Source organism: Amycolatopsis granulosa (assembly GCF_011758745.1).
GTDB classification, from domain to species: domain Bacteria; phylum Actinomycetota; class Actinomycetes; order Mycobacteriales; family Pseudonocardiaceae; genus Amycolatopsis_E; species Amycolatopsis_E granulosa.
On the sequence record NZ_JAANOV010000001.1, the window covers coordinates 133,967 to 147,277 of the forward strand.

The 13,311-nt window shown below is 71.7% G+C and carries 14 protein-coding genes; 13 read left to right on the forward strand and 1 reads right to left on the reverse strand.

Annotation, left to right across the window (positions count from 1 at the left end; all coding sequences use genetic code 11):
- Positions 1–64 precede the first annotated feature (64 nt).
- From pdxT to FHX45_RS00655, 12 genes are all read left to right on the forward strand, one after another.
- Complete coding sequence (pdxT, locus tag FHX45_RS00600) at positions 65–700, forward strand: pyridoxal 5'-phosphate synthase glutaminase subunit PdxT (RefSeq protein WP_167096021.1); 636 nt, start codon at positions 65–67, stop codon at positions 698–700.
- Positions 697–1,449 carry a YebC/PmpR family DNA-binding transcriptional regulator gene (locus FHX45_RS00605; protein WP_167096023.1) on the forward strand — a complete coding sequence of 251 codons (753 nt, stop codon included), beginning with the start codon at positions 697–699 and terminating at the stop codon, positions 1,447–1,449. Before pdxT ends, FHX45_RS00605 begins: the two co-directional genes overlap by 4 nt.
- 109 nt (positions 1,450–1,558) lie before the next feature.
- The gene (locus tag FHX45_RS00610) at positions 1,559–2,077 is read left to right on the forward strand and encodes a DUF4262 domain-containing protein (RefSeq protein WP_167096025.1); all 519 of its coding nucleotides are present in this window, start codon (positions 1,559–1,561) and stop codon (positions 2,075–2,077) included.
- 97 nt (positions 2,078–2,174) lie between these two features.
- Positions 2,175–2,804 carry a crossover junction endodeoxyribonuclease RuvC gene (ruvC, locus tag FHX45_RS00615; RefSeq protein WP_167096027.1) on the forward strand — a complete coding sequence of 210 codons (630 nt, stop codon included), beginning with the start codon at positions 2,175–2,177 and terminating at the stop codon, positions 2,802–2,804.
- On the forward strand, positions 2,801–3,388 hold the full coding sequence (ruvA, locus tag FHX45_RS00620) for a Holliday junction branch migration protein RuvA (RefSeq protein ID WP_167096029.1): 588 nt from the start codon (positions 2,801–2,803) through the stop codon (positions 3,386–3,388). Before ruvC ends, ruvA begins: the two co-directional genes overlap by 4 nt.
- 87 nt (positions 3,389–3,475) lie before the next feature.
- Complete coding sequence (gene ruvB / locus FHX45_RS00625; protein ID WP_243869278.1) at positions 3,476–4,459, forward strand: Holliday junction branch migration DNA helicase RuvB; 984 nt, start codon at positions 3,476–3,478, stop codon at positions 4,457–4,459.
- Positions 4,460–4,557: 98 nt separating this feature from the next.
- On the forward strand, positions 4,558–4,956 hold the full coding sequence (gene yajC, locus FHX45_RS00630) for a preprotein translocase subunit YajC (RefSeq protein ID WP_167096033.1): 399 nt from the start codon (positions 4,558–4,560) through the stop codon (positions 4,954–4,956).
- Positions 4,957–5,091: 135 nt separating this feature from the next.
- Positions 5,092–6,666 carry a protein translocase subunit SecD gene (gene secD / locus FHX45_RS00635; protein ID WP_167096035.1) on the forward strand — a complete coding sequence of 525 codons (1,575 nt, stop codon included), beginning with the start codon at positions 5,092–5,094 and terminating at the stop codon, positions 6,664–6,666.
- 1 nt (position 6,667) lies between these two features.
- Positions 6,668–7,906: a protein translocase subunit SecF gene (gene secF / locus FHX45_RS00640; protein WP_167096037.1), complete on the forward strand. Its 1,239-nt coding sequence runs from the start codon at positions 6,668–6,670 to the stop codon at positions 7,904–7,906.
- 4 nt (positions 7,907–7,910) lie between these two features.
- A complete protein-coding gene (locus tag FHX45_RS00645) occupies positions 7,911–8,429 on the forward strand; it encodes an adenine phosphoribosyltransferase (RefSeq protein WP_167096040.1) in 519 nt (172 codons plus the stop codon).
- Between the two features lie 106 nt (positions 8,430–8,535).
- Positions 8,536–10,875: a RelA/SpoT family protein gene (locus FHX45_RS00650; protein ID WP_167096042.1), complete on the forward strand. Its 2,340-nt coding sequence runs from the start codon at positions 8,536–8,538 to the stop codon at positions 10,873–10,875.
- 22 nt (positions 10,876–10,897) lie between these two features.
- Entirely contained in the window at positions 10,898–11,671 is a 774-nt protein-coding gene (locus FHX45_RS00655) for an enoyl-CoA hydratase-related protein (protein ID WP_167096044.1), read from the forward strand.
- 5 nt (positions 11,672–11,676) lie between these two features.
- On the opposite strand, the gene FHX45_RS00660 is transcribed toward FHX45_RS00655, so the two are convergent.
- Positions 11,677–12,537: a peptidylprolyl isomerase gene (locus FHX45_RS00660; RefSeq protein WP_167096046.1), complete on the reverse strand. Its 861-nt coding sequence runs from the start codon at positions 12,535–12,537 to the stop codon at positions 11,677–11,679.
- A 145-nt stretch (positions 12,538–12,682) separates the two neighbouring features.
- On the opposite strand from FHX45_RS00660, the gene FHX45_RS00665 reads away from it, so the two are divergent.
- Positions 12,683–13,303: an MBL fold metallo-hydrolase gene (locus tag FHX45_RS00665; RefSeq protein ID WP_167096048.1), complete on the forward strand. Its 621-nt coding sequence runs from the start codon at positions 12,683–12,685 to the stop codon at positions 13,301–13,303.
- Positions 13,304–13,311 lie beyond the last annotated feature (8 nt).

Genomic DNA, 13,311 nt, shown 5'->3' on the forward strand with positions numbered 1-13,311 from the left:
GAGCGGCCCGCCCCGCGGCAGCCGGGCCGAATACCGTAAGCACGACGTGTTCCAGGAGGTCAGGGTGTCCGCGGTACCGGTGATCGGCGTGCTCGCGCTGCAGGGGGACGTGCGGGAGCACGTCGCCATGGTGGGGCGCGCCGGCGGGCACGCCGTCACCGTCCGCCGGGCGTCGGAGCTGGCCGCCGTCGACGGGCTCGTCCTGCCCGGCGGCGAGTCCACCACCATGTCCCGCCTGCTCTACACCTTCGACCTGCTCGAACCGCTGCGCCGGCGGCTCGACGGGGGCATGCCGGCGTTCGGGTCGTGCGCGGGCATGATCCTCCTCGCGAAACAGGCCCTGGACGGGCGGCCGGACCAGCACCAGCTCGGCGCGCTGGATGTGATCGTCCGGCGCAACGCCTTCGGCCGCCAGGTCGACTCCTTCGAGGAGGATCTGGACTTCACCGGCGTCACCGGCGGCCCGCTGCACGCGGTGTTCATCCGCGCCCCGTGGGTGGAAAAAGCCGGTGCCGACGTCGAGGTGCTGGCCACGGTGCCCGCGACGGAGACCACCGGCGCTAGGATCGTCGCGGTCCGGCAGGGGCCGGTGCTCGCCACGGCCTTCCACCCGGAGCTGACCGGGGACGATCGGGTCCATCGCCTGTTCGTGGAGATGGTGCGGGACGCGGCGACGACGAGCGAGACGGAGGAGAGATGAGCGGCCACTCCAAGTGGGCCACCACGAAGCACAAGAAGGCCGCCCTCGACGCCAAGCGTGGCAAGCTGTTCGCGAGACTGATCAAGAACATCGAGGTCGCCGCGCGGACCGGCGGGGGTGATCCCGAGGGCAACCCGACCCTCTACGACGCCATCCAGAAGGCGAAGAAGAACTCGGTCCCGCAGGACAACATCGAGCGCGCCCGCAAGCGCGGCGCCGGCGAGGAGGCGGGCGGCGCGGACTGGCAGACGATCAACTACGAGGGCTACGGCCCCAACGGCGTCGCCGTGCTGATCGAGTGCCTGACCGACAACCGCAACCGCGCCGCCGGCGAGGTGCGCACCGCGCTGACCCGCAACGGCGGCTCGCTCGCCGACCCGGGCTCGGTGTCGTACCTGTTCAACCGCAAGGGCGTGGTGATCATGCCCAAGAACGACCTGTCCGAGGACGACGTGCTGATGGCCGTCCTGGACGCGGGTGCGGAGGAGGTCAACGACCTCGGCGACAACTTCGAGATCGTCTCCGAGGCCACCGACCTGATCAGCGTCCGCAAGGCGCTGCAGGACGCCGGCTACGACTATGAGTCGGCCGACCCGACGTTCCTGCCGTCGGTGAGCGTCCCGCTCGACGCCGAGGGCGCCAAGAAGGTGTTCCGGTTGATCGACGCGCTCGAGGACTGCGACGACGTGCAGAACGTCTACGCCAACTTTGACGTCTCCGACGAGGTGCTGGAAGAGGTCGGCGCGTAACACCGCTCTCCCCGAGGCCCTCCGGTGCACCCGGCGCCGGAGGGCCTTGCCGTGCAACGGGAACTTCCCACCGACGGGGTCTGTCCGGCGCCGGTGCGGGTACGGCAGAATGCCGCCCGTGACCGAGACCCTCGCGCCCGAAGAATCCGACCTCCTCGAGTGGATCGTCAACCAGGCCGAGACCCGTGGCAACGCGGTGATCTCGGTGGCGGGGGACGAGTCCGGGCCGGGGTTCGCGTTCACGGCGTGCGTGTGGGCGCTGCACGAGGTTCCCGAGGCGGTCGTCGTCGGGCTGCCGGAGCGGATGGCGCCGGTCCTGCTCGACGCCTACGTCGACCGCGCGGCCAACGGCGAGCAGTTCGAGCCCGGCAAGGTCTACCACGACTTCTTCGAGGGAGTCCCGGTCACCTTCGAGCGCGTCGCGAAGGGGCACTACCTCGAATACTTCGGCAGCGCGTTCCTCGTCTACCCGGACGGCGACTTCCCGGCGCTGCAGATCATCGTCGCCACCCCGGACGGGCACTGGCCGTGGAGCGACGAGGCGCCCGAGGGGTTCGCCGACTGGCAGCCGGTCCTCACCGAGAGCGGGCGGCCGGAGAGCTGGACCCCGGGCGCCGACGGTCCATAGTGGACGATCATCGGTCCCGGCGCGTCGTGCCGGGACCGGGCCGTCCGGCACGGTAGCCTCACCTCGAACGCGTGTTCGGCGCTAGGAGGGTGGAGCGGTGCGAGTGCTCGGCGTGGACCCCGGGCTGACCCGGTGCGGGCTCGGCGTGGTGGACGGGGGCACGGGCCGCACGGTCACCTGTGTCGCGGTGGGCGTGGTGCGCACCCCGGTGGAGGACACGCTCGGGCGGCGGCTGCTCGCGGTCTCCGACGCGGTCGAGCAGTGGCTGGACACCTACCGGCCGGCGGCGGTCGCCGTCGAACGCGTCTTCAGCCAGCACAACGTGCGCACCGCCATGGGCACCGCGCAGGCGGGGGGAGTGGTCGCCCTGGCAGCGGCCCGCCGTGGGCTGCCGGTCGTGTTCCACACCCCGAGCGAGGTCAAGGCCGCCGTCACCGGCAGCGGCCGCGCGGACAAGGCGCAGGTGACCGGCATGGTGACCCGGCTGCTCGGGCTCGCGCAGGCGCCCCGCCCGGCCGACGCCGCCGACGCGCTCGCGCTAGCCATCTGCCACCTGTGGCGTCAGCCGATGCGCGACCGCCTCGCCGAGGCCGAGGCCCGCGCGGCCGAACTGGCCCGCACGCACCGGGCCCGCCTCGCCGCGGCGGCGAAGTCGGCCAATACGGTGTCCCGGACGGCGGTGACGCGGCGGAACACGCGGACACCAGGGAAGGGAGTGCGCGGATGATCTCCTCGGTCCGGGGCGAGGTGCTCTCGGTCGGGCTCGACCACGTGGTGGTGGAGGTCGGCGGGGTCGGCCTCGCGGTGCAGGCCACCCCGGCGACGCTGGCCACCCTGCGCCGCGGTGAGCAGGCCCGGTTGCACACGTCCCTGGTGGTGCGCGAGGACTCGCTGACCCTGTTCGGGTTCGCCGACGCGGAGGCCCGCGAGCTGTTCGGGCTGCTGCAGACCGTCTCCGGGATCGGCCCGCGCCTGGCGCTCGCCGCGCTGGCGGTGCTCGACCCGGACAAGCTGCGCACCGCACTGGCCGAAGGCAACATCACCGTCCTCACCCAGGTGCCCGGCATCGGCCGCAAGGGCGCCGAACGGCTCACCCTCGAGCTGCGCGACAAGGTCACCGCGGCCGGCGCGGAGGCCGCCGCGGTCCCCGCGGGCGGCGCGGTGCGCGCCGAGGTCGTCGACGCCCTCACCGGTCTCGGGTTCCCGGCCAAGCAGGCCGAACAGGTCGTGGAGAAGGTGCTCGCCGCGGGCGAGGCCGGCACGACACCGGCCGTGCTGCGCGCGGCCCTGAGCGCCCTCGGGCGCAAGTGAGGCAGCTGACGCGTGCACGATGACGAGGTGACGGAGTACCCGGCGGACGAGACCCTCTCCGCGCTGCCCCAGCTGGGCGAGCGCGAGATGGAGACGACGCTGCGCCCGAGCAGGCTGAGCGAGTTCATCGGCCAGCCGCGGGTCCGCGAGCAGCTGGAACTGGTGCTGGAGAGCGCCCGCCGCCGCGGTGTGCCGCCGGACCACGTGCTGCTGTCCGGCCCGCCCGGCCTGGGCAAGACCAGCCTGGCGATGATCGTCGCGGCCGAGCTGGACGCCTCGATCCGCATCACCTCCGGTCCGGCCCTGGAACGCGCCGGCGACCTCGCCGCGATGCTGTCCAACCTCGCCGAGGGCGACGTGCTGTTCATCGACGAGATCCACCGCATCGCCCGGCCCGCCGAGGAGATGCTCTACCTGGCGATGGAGGACTTCCGCGTCGACGTGGTGGTCGGCAAGGGGCCGGGTGCGACCAGCATCCCGCTGGAGATCGCGCCGTTCACCCTGGTCGGCGCCACCACCCGCTCCGGTGCGCTGACCGGGCCGCTGCGCGACCGGTTCGGCTTCACCGGTCAGATGGAGTTCTACGCCGATCACGAGCTGGACCAGGTGGTCCGGCGTTCGGCGACGATCCTGGGGATCGACATCGACCCCGAGGGCAGCGCGGAGATCGCCCGCCGCTCGCGCGGCACGCCGCGCATCGCCAACCGGCTGCTGCGCCGCGTCCGGGACTACGCCGAGGTCCGCGAGGACGGCCGGGTGACCCTCGCCGTGGCCCGCGCCGCGCTGGAGGTCTACGACGTCGACGAACTGGGCCTGGACCGGCTCGACCGGGCGGTGCTGTCGGCGCTGGTGCACTCCTTCGGCGGCGGCCCGGTCGGGGTTTCCACGCTCGCGGTCGCCGTCGGCGAGGAGCCGGCGACCGTCGAGGAGGTGTGCGAGCCCTACCTGGTGCGTGCGGGCATGCTCGCGCGCACGCCGCGTGGGCGGGTGGCGACGGCGAGTGCGTGGGAGCACCTCGGGTTGCGCCCGCCGCCACGCCCGGACCAGGCAGGGCCTACCCTGTTCGACTAACCGGGTGCCGGCCGGCCAGTGGTGCCTGGCACACTCGAAAGAGCACATCCGGACAAAAGAGGTGCGCGGCCGCTGCGTCGCACACCGAATGGAGAATCATGGAACAGCTTTTCCTGCCGTTGCTGCTCATGCTCGTCGTGGCGATCCCGCTGGTGATGGGCACCCGGAAGCAGAAGCGTGCCGCGCAGGAGCAGCAGAAGCTGCAGGGCAGCCTGTCCGAGGGCGACCGGGTGATGACGACGTCCGGCCTGTACGGGACGGTGGCCGACACCAGCAGCGACACCACGATCGACATCGAGATCGCGCCCGGTGTCGTGACGACGTGGCTGCGCCAGGCGGTGCGCGAGAAGGTCGCGCCCGAGGTGGCCGACGAGACCGGGGCCGACGACGTCAGCGACGCCGCCGTGGTGGAGCCGGTGGAGACCACCGAGCCCGCCCAGGCCGAGGAGAAGCCCGGCCCGCAGATCGCGCCGCCGCTGGAGCACGAGAAGAAGTAGGCCCGACCGCAGGGCAACCCCGGCGTCCGACGGTGACGCCGGGGTCAACGCCGCGTTCACAACGCGGCGAGTAGTGTCTGCGTACCGCCCCGTAGGCGGACGATCCATCGCTGACCGTCGAGGAGAACGACCACCGTGGCACCACCGGCCGGGCGGATCCGCCCGGGACGCTATCTCGGCTTCTTCGTCCTGATCGTGGTCGTGCTCTACGCGCTGGTGTTCTTCACCGGCGGGGGCAAGCCCACGCCGAAGCTGGGCATCGACCTGCAGGGCGGCACCCGGGTGACGCTGAGCGCGCGCACCCCGGACGGCTCGGCGCCCTCGCGTGACTCGCTCAACCAGGCGCGCCAGATCATCGAGACCCGTGTGAACGGGATCGGCGTCAGCGGCACCGAGGTGGTGCTCGACGGCAACAACATCGTGATCACCGTGCCCGGTGAGCAGGGCGACCAGGCCAAGAAGCTCGGCCAGACGGCCCAGCTCGGGTTCCGCAAGGTGCTCGACGCGCAGCCGGTCACCACGCCGCCGGTCGCGGCGCCGCCGGGCCAGGCCGACGACCCGGCCGCGATCCAGCAGGCCAAGGCGACCCGCCAGGCCGCCACCCTGGTCACCGGCACCGGCGACACCCTCGCCGCCGGTCCCGCCGCCTCCCAGGCGCTGGCCGCGTACGCCTGCTCCACGCAGGATCCGCTGCGCGGCAACGATGACCCGAACCTGCCGCTGCTGACCTGCGACCAGAACGGCACCGAGAAGTACCTGCTCGGCCCGGTGTTCCTGAAGGGCACCGAGATCGCCAACGCGGCCGCGGCGCCGCCCGCGCAGAACAAACCGGGCTGGACGGTCGAGCTGTCGTTCAAGTCCGACGGTCGCCAGACCTGGGCCGACTTCACCACGAAGAACATCGGCCAGCGCGCGGCGTTCGTGCTCGACACCGAGGTCGTCTCCGCACCGACGATCCAGAACGCGATCCTCGACGGCAACACGCAGATCAGCGGCAATTTCACGCAGCAGCAGACCAAGGACCTGGCGGACATCCTCAAGTACGGGTCGCTGCCGTTGTCGTTCGCCGCGTCCGACGCCACCACCGTCTCGGCGACGCTCGGGCTGGCCTCGCTCGAGGCGGGCCTGATCGCCGGGGGCATCGGCCTCGCGCTGGTGTTCGTCTACTGCCTGGTCTACTACCGCCTGCTCGGGTTCCTGACGATCGTCTCGCTCGGCCTGTCCGGCCTGATCGTGTACGCGGTGCTGGTGCTGCTCGGGCGGTGGATCAACTTCACGCTCGACCTCGCCGGGGTCGCCGGGTTCATCATCGCCATCGGCGTGACCGCGGACTCGTTCGTGGTGTTCTTCGAACGGCTCAAGGACGAGATCCGCGAGGGCGGGCGCAGCTTCCGCTCCGCGGTCCCGCGTGGCTGGGTGCGCGCCCGGCGCACCATCCTCGCCTCGGACGCGGTCATGTTCCTCGCGTCCGCGGTGCTCTACGCCATCGCGGTCGGCGACGTCCAGGGCTTCGCCTTCACCCTGGGCATGTCGACCGTGCTCGACCTGATCGTGGTGTTCCTGGTGACGCACCCGCTGGTCGCGCTGGCGTCGAAGTCGAAGTTCCTGTCCCAGCCGAAGCTCACCGGGCTCGGCGGCGTGCAGACGCTGGCCGCCCAGCGGCGGCCCGCGCGCAAGGTGCCCGCCGGCGCGGGCGCGAAGGAGTCCTGACGTGGCAGACGAGCTGAACACCGAGAAGGTGACGTCCACCGGCGCCACCCCGGCCGCGAAGAAGGCCGGCAAGGAGAGCGTGTTCCACCGCCTCTACGTCGGCACCGGCGCCTTCGACATCGTCGGCAAGCGCAAGCGCTGGTACACCTTCTTCGTTGTGCTGGTGCTGGTGTGCCTCGCCTCGATCGGCGTCCGCGGCTTCAACCTGGGCATCGAGTTCGAGGGCGGCACCCAGATCCAGATGCCGGCCCGCGGCGCGAACGGCCCGATCACGACCGACGCGGCCAAGCGGGCGTTCGCCGACGCGATCGGCGAGCAGTCCGAATCGGCCCAGACCGTCGGCGTCGGCGACGCGGCCACGGTGCAGCTGCGGTCCAGCACGCTGGACGCCGACCAGGTCGCCAAGGTCAAGCAGTCGCTGTTCGACGAGCTCAAGCCGATCGGCAGCAACGGCCAGCCGAGCGCGCAGGCGATCAGCGACAGCGCGGTGAGCGCCTCCTGGGGACAGGAGATCTCCAGGCAGGCGCTGATCGCGCTCGCGGTGTTCATGGTCCTGGTGACCGTGTTCCTGGCGATCTACTTCGAGAAGTGGATGGCGATCACCGCGCTCATCGCGCTGGTGCACGACATCCTGGTCACCGCGGGCATCTACTCGCTGGTCGGGTTCGAGGTCACCCCGGCGACGGTGATCGGCCTGCTGACGATCCTCGGGTTCTCCCTCTACGACACCGTGGTGGTGTTCGACAAGGTCAAGGAGAACACCCGCGGCATCCTCGGGCTGACCCGCCGCACCTACGCCGAGACGGCGAACCTGGCGCTGAACCAGACCCTGATGCGGTCGATCAACACCTCGGTCATCGCGCTGCTGCCGGTGCTGGGCCTGCTGGTCGTCGGTTACATCCTGCTCGGCTCCGGCACACTGCAGGACCTCGCGCTCGTGCAGCTGACCGGCATGCTCGCCGGCGTGATGTCGTCGCTGTTCCTGGCGACGCCCCTGCTGGTGGACTTCAAGATGCGCGACCCGAAGTACAAACAGCAGGCCGACCGGGTGCGGGCGCGCCGCGCCAGCCAGGCGCGCAAGGCGGCCGAGCGCGAGGAGGACCTCGACGCGAGCGACGACGAGGCCCTCGGCGCGGAGCTGCGCAAGGAGAAGGCGTACGCGGCCGCGGCGAGTGTCCCGGCGCGCACGCCGAAGGCGCAGCCGCGGCGCGGGCGGCCCTCGGGCAAGCGGAAGCGCTGAGCGCGTGGAGCTGGAGCGCGCGCTCGGCCTGATCGCCGAGGTGCCGGACTTCCCCGAGCCCGGTGTGCTGTTCCGCGATCTGTCGCCGCTGTTCGCAGACGCGGGCGGGTTCCGTGCGGTCGTCGACGCCCTGGCGGCGACGGTCGACCCGGAGACCGACGTGCTGGCGGCGGTCGAGGCGCGCGGGTTCCTGCTCGCCGCGGCTGTCGGCTACGCCCGCGGGCTCGGTGTCGTGCTGGTGCGCAAGCCCGGCAAGCTGCCCAGCGTCGCGGCACGGGTCGACTACTCCCTGGAGTACGGGACGGCCACCGTGGAGCTGCCTGCCGGTGTCGTCGCCCCCGGGCAGCGGGCGGTGGTGATCGACGACGTGCTCGCCACCGGTGGCACCGTCGCCGCCGCATGCGAGTTGCTGGAGAAGGCCGGTGCGGCCGTGTCCGGCGTGTCGGTCGTGATGGAGCTGGCCGCCCTTGACGGGCGGTCGGCGCTGACCGGGCGGAAGGTCAGCTCGCTGCTGGTCGCCTGACCGTTCGCCGCGCCGGGGTGGCGGTCGGCGCGGCTGGGAACAACTCGGCGGCCCGCCGGGGTTACGCTTGTTGGTCTACAGGCCGCGCGATGAGCAGGAGGTGGGCTTGAGCCAGGAGCTCGAAAGCCCGGCGCCCGCCCGGGACACCGCCGACAACCGCGGCGCGCAGCCGCAGGGTGTCACCCGGGCCCCATCCGCCACGCGCCGCGTGCGAGCGCGTCTCGCCCGGCGCATCACCGCGCAGCGGGCCGCACCGGTCAAGCAGGTCCTGGAACCGCTCGCCGCGATCCACCGCGACCTGCACCCGAACGCGGACCTGAGCCTGCTCCAGCGCGCCTACGACGTGGCCGAGGAGCTGCACCGGCACCAGCGGCGCAAGTCCGGCGACCCGTACATCACGCACCCGCTGGCAGTGGCCACCATCCTCGCCGAGCTGGGCATGGACACCACCACCCTGGTGGCGGCCCTGCTGCACGACACGGTCGAGGACACCGGCTACTCGGTGGAGCAGCTGACCGCCGACTTCGGCGAGAAGGTCGCCCAGCTCGTCGACGGCGTCACCAAGCTGGACAAGGTCAAGCTGGGCACCGCGGCCGAGGCGGAGACCATCCGCAAGATGGTCATCGCGATGGCCCGCGACCCGCGCGTGCTGGTCATCAAGCTCGCCGACCGGCTGCACAACATGCGCACCATGCGGTTCCTGCCGCCGGAGAAGCAGGTCCGCAAGGCCAAGGAGACCCTCGAGGTCCTGGCGCCGCTCGCGCACCGCCTGGGCATGGCGACCGTCAAGTGGGAGCTGGAGGACCTGGCGTTCGCCATCCTGCAGCCCAAGAAGTACGACGAGATCGTGCGCCTGGTCGCCGACCGCGCGCCGTCGCGCGACATCTACCTGCGCAAGGTGATCGACGAGCTGACCGGTGCCCTGGGGGGCTCGCGCATCACGGCCAAGGTCGAGGGACGGCCCAAGCACTACTACTCGATCCACCAGAAGATGATCGTGCGCGGCCGCGACCTCGACGACATCCACGACCTGGTGGGCGTGCGGATCCTGGTCGAGGACGTGCGCGACTGCTACGCCGCGATGGGCGTCGTGCACGCGCTGTGGCAGCCGATGCCGGGCCGGTTCAAGGACTACATCGCCCAGCCGCGGTTCGGCGTGTACCAGTCGCTGCACACCACCGTGATCGGGCCGGACGGCAAGCCGCTGGAAGTGCAGATCCGCACCTACGAGATGCACCACACCGCCGAGTACGGCATCGCCGCGCACTGGCGGTACAAGGAAACCCGGGGCACCCACAGCAGTTCGCACGGCACCGCGGTCGACATCGACGAGATGGCGTGGATGCGGCAGCTGCTCGACTGGCAGCGTGAGGCGGCGGACCCGGGCGAGTTCCTCGATTCGCTGCGCTACGAGCTCGCCGCCCGCGAGATCTTCGTGTTCACGCCCAAGGGCGACGTGGTGACGCTGCCGGTCGGTGGCACGCCGGTGGACTTCGCCTACGCCGTGCACACCGAGGTGGGGCACCGGTGCATCGGCGCGCGCGTCAACGGCCGGCTGGTCGCGCTGGAACGCAAGCTGGAGAACGGCGACGTCGTCGAGATCTTCACCTCCAAGGCGGAGAACTCCGGGCCCAGCCGGGACTGGCTGACCTTCGCCAAGTCGCCCAAGGCACGCGCGAAGATCCGCCAGTGGTTCGCCAAGGAACGCCGCGACGAGGCGATCGACGGCGGCAAGGACGCCATCACCAAGGAGGTCCGCAAGGTCGGGCTCCCGTTGCAGCGCCTGGTGTCGGCGGAGGCGATGGGCGCGCTGGCGGCCGAGCTGCACCACCCGGACATCAGCTCGCTCTACGCCGCGGTCGGCGAGGGACACGTCAGCGCGAAACACGTGGTGCAACGCCTCGTCGCGCTGATCGGGGGCGTCGAGGAGGCCGAGGACGAGCTCGCGGCCCGGTCCACGCCGTCCACGGTCACCCGGCGCCGCGCCTCCAACGACGTCGGCGTGGTGGTCAAGGACGCCACCGACGTGTGGACCAAGCTGGCGCGCTGCTGCACCCCGGTGCCCGGCGACGAGATCCTCGGGTTCGTCACCCGCGGCGGCGGGGTCAGCGTGCACCGCACCGACTGCACCAACGCCGAGGACCTGCGGGCCCAGCCGGAACGGCTCGTCGAGGTGGAATGGGCGCCGTCCGCGAACTCGGTGTTCCTGGTGTCCATCCAGGTCGAGGCGCTCGACCGGCATCGCCTGCTCTCCGATGTCACCAAGGTGCTCGCCGACGAGAAGGTCAACATCCTGTCCGCGTCGGTGCAGACCTCGCGCGACCGGGTCGCGGTCAGCCGCTTCACGTTCGAGATGGGCGACCCGAAGCACCTCGGGCACGTGCTGAAGGTGGTCCGGGGGGTGGAGGGCGTCTACGACGTGTACCGCGTCACGTCGGCCTCCTGATCCCGGTCGCTAGGGTGCCGGTATGGCACCTGGGCTGGAGTTCGCGCGCGACGGGGAAGTGGCCACGCTGACGTTCGCGCGGCCGGAGAAGAAGAACGCGATCTCCCACGACATGTGGGCGGCGATCCCGGACGTCGTGGGCGAGGTCGAAGCCGACCCCGGGCTCAAGGTGCTGGTGCTGACGGGTGCCGGTGCGGATTTCTCCGCCGGCGCCGACATCAGCGAGTTCGGGGCGCTGCGCGCGACCGCGGACGGTGCGGCCGCCTACGACAAGGTCGTGGAGGGCGCGGTGACCGCACTGGCGGGCATGACCAAGCCGACCGTGGCGAAGATCCGCGGCAACTGCATCGGCGGTGGCTGCCAGATCTCCGTCGCCTGCGACTTCCGCTTCGCCGAGCCGGGGGCGCGCTTCGGGATCACCCCGGCCAAGCTGGGCATCGTCTACGACTTCCGTTCCACGCACCAGCTCGTCTCGCTGATCGGGCCGGCGCACGCGCGGTACTTCCTGCTGTCCGGCCGGCTGATCGACGCTATCCGCGCCCGCGACATCGGTCTGGTCAACGACACGTTCGACGACCTCGACGCCGGGGTGGCGGACTTCGCCGCGACGCTGTGCTCCCGCTCGCAGACCTCGGTGCGCGGTATGAACCGGATCGTCGGCAAGATCCTCGACGGACAGTCCGAAAGCGACGCCGAGGTCGAGGAGATCCGGCTCGCCGCGATCCACGGTGCCGACTACGCGGAGGGCGTGGCCGCGTTCCTGAGCCGCCGCCCGCCGCGCTTCACCGCCCGTTAGCGGCGTCAGCCGACCGACACCGCGGTGAACTTGACCTCCATGTTCGGCTTGCCGCCGCCCGGGCTCGGGTCGAAGCTGCCGTCGTGACCGGCGCGCGCCACCTTGTCCAGCACCTGGAGACCGGCGTCGGAGATCGAGCCGAACACCGTGTAGGCCGGGCTCAGCTCGGCCGGGCCGTAAACCATGAAGAACTGGCTGCCGTTGGTGTTCGGGCCCGCGTTGGCCATCGCCAGCAGACCGCGGCCGTACTTCAGCTCCGGGAACGTCTCGTCCGCGAAGGAGTACCCCGGGCCGCCGCTTCCGGTGCCGGTCGGGTCGCCGCACTGCAACATCATCAGGCTCGCGTCGGTGCCCAGGCGGGCACACGAGGTGTCGGTGTAGTAGCCCTGCTGGGCCAGGCTGAGGAAGCTGTTCACGGTGCACGGCGCGAGGGCGCGGTCCAGCGTCAGCGGGATGTCGCCGGCGGTCGTCTTCAGCGTGACGTTCACCGTGCCGGTGGACGGGATGTTCTTGGTCTGCGGCGGCTTGTTCGGCTTGGCCGCCGGTTCGTTCGCCGTCGCCGGGTAGGAGCACTGCACCGGGTTCGGCAGCGGCGTGGGCCGCTGCGGCAGGGCGGCGCGCTGCGCCGGGATGTTCAGCGCCGAGGACGAGGGCGCGGACGGCGCCGTGGTCGGCGCGGCCGTGGCCGAGCCGTTGTCGGTGCCCCGGGTCGCGAAGAACACCACCAGCCCGGCGACGACGACCACCGCGCCGACCGTCGCACCCACACCGACGATCTTCCGCCGTCGCGCACGCTCGGCCCGGCGGGCCATCTGCCGCTCGAGCTTGCGCTTCGCGGCCTCACGGCGCTGCTGGTTGGTCGCCACCTGCCCTCCAGAATCCACTCGACGTCACCGACCGGGTGGCGGCAGTCTATGGGCACAGCCTGTGAGGACCCTGTACAGCCCCGGTTAGGGTGGGTGCCGGACATCCCGGGCACGGGTGGACGCGCGGACGCGGAGGTGGACTTTCGTGCTCGTCGTCGGGTTTCCGGCAGGCGCGCTGCAGGCAAACTGCTATCTGCTCGCGGCCGGCGCCGGTGCGGCCTGCGTGATCGTCGACGCGGGGGAGGACTGCGCCGGCCGGGTCGCCGAGGCGCTCGCCGAGCACGACCTGACCCCGGCGGCCGTGCTGGCCACCCACGGCCATCCCGACCACGTGGCCGGTGCCGCGGCCGTCACGGCGGCCCACGGCGTCCCGCTGTGGATCCACCCGGCCGACCGAGGGCTGCACGACGGCGGCCTGCCCGGTGACGTCCGGGCGCTCACCGGCGCGCCGCTGGAGCTCGCGGACCTGGTGATCGACGTCGGACTGGTGCCCGGGCACACCGCGGGATCGGTGGTGTTCCGGCTCACCACGCCCGAGGGTGGCCGCCTCGCGCTGACCGGCGACACGCTGTTCGCGGGCTCGGTCGGGCGCACCGGCTCGGCCGGTGACCGGCGGCGGCTGGGGGAGTCCCTGCGCGACCAGCTGCTGCCGTTGCCCGACGACACGGTGGTGCTGCCCGGGCACGGTCCGGCCACCACGATCGGCCGCGAGCGGGCCGGCAATCCGTTCCTGAGCGGGGCGCGCAGCGTCGTCCCGGTGCCGTGACGGGGGAG

Coding starts and splice junctions, on each gene's coding strand:
- FHX45_RS00605 (WP_167096023.1), top strand. CDS start 697: ATGAGCGGCCACTCCAAGTGGGCCACCACGAAGCACAAGAAGGCCGCC.
- FHX45_RS00610 (WP_167096025.1), top strand. CDS start 1,559: ATGCCGCCCGTGACCGAGACCCTCGCGCCCGAAGAATCCGACCTCCTC.
- ruvA (WP_167096029.1), top strand. CDS start 2,801: ATGATCTCCTCGGTCCGGGGCGAGGTGCTCTCGGTCGGGCTCGACCAC.
- ruvB (WP_243869278.1), top strand. CDS start 3,476: ATGGAGACGACGCTGCGCCCGAGCAGGCTGAGCGAGTTCATCGGCCAG.
- yajC (WP_167096033.1), top strand. CDS start 4,558: ATGGAACAGCTTTTCCTGCCGTTGCTGCTCATGCTCGTCGTGGCGATC.
- FHX45_RS00655 (WP_167096044.1), top strand. CDS start 10,898: ATGGCACCTGGGCTGGAGTTCGCGCGCGACGGGGAAGTGGCCACGCTG.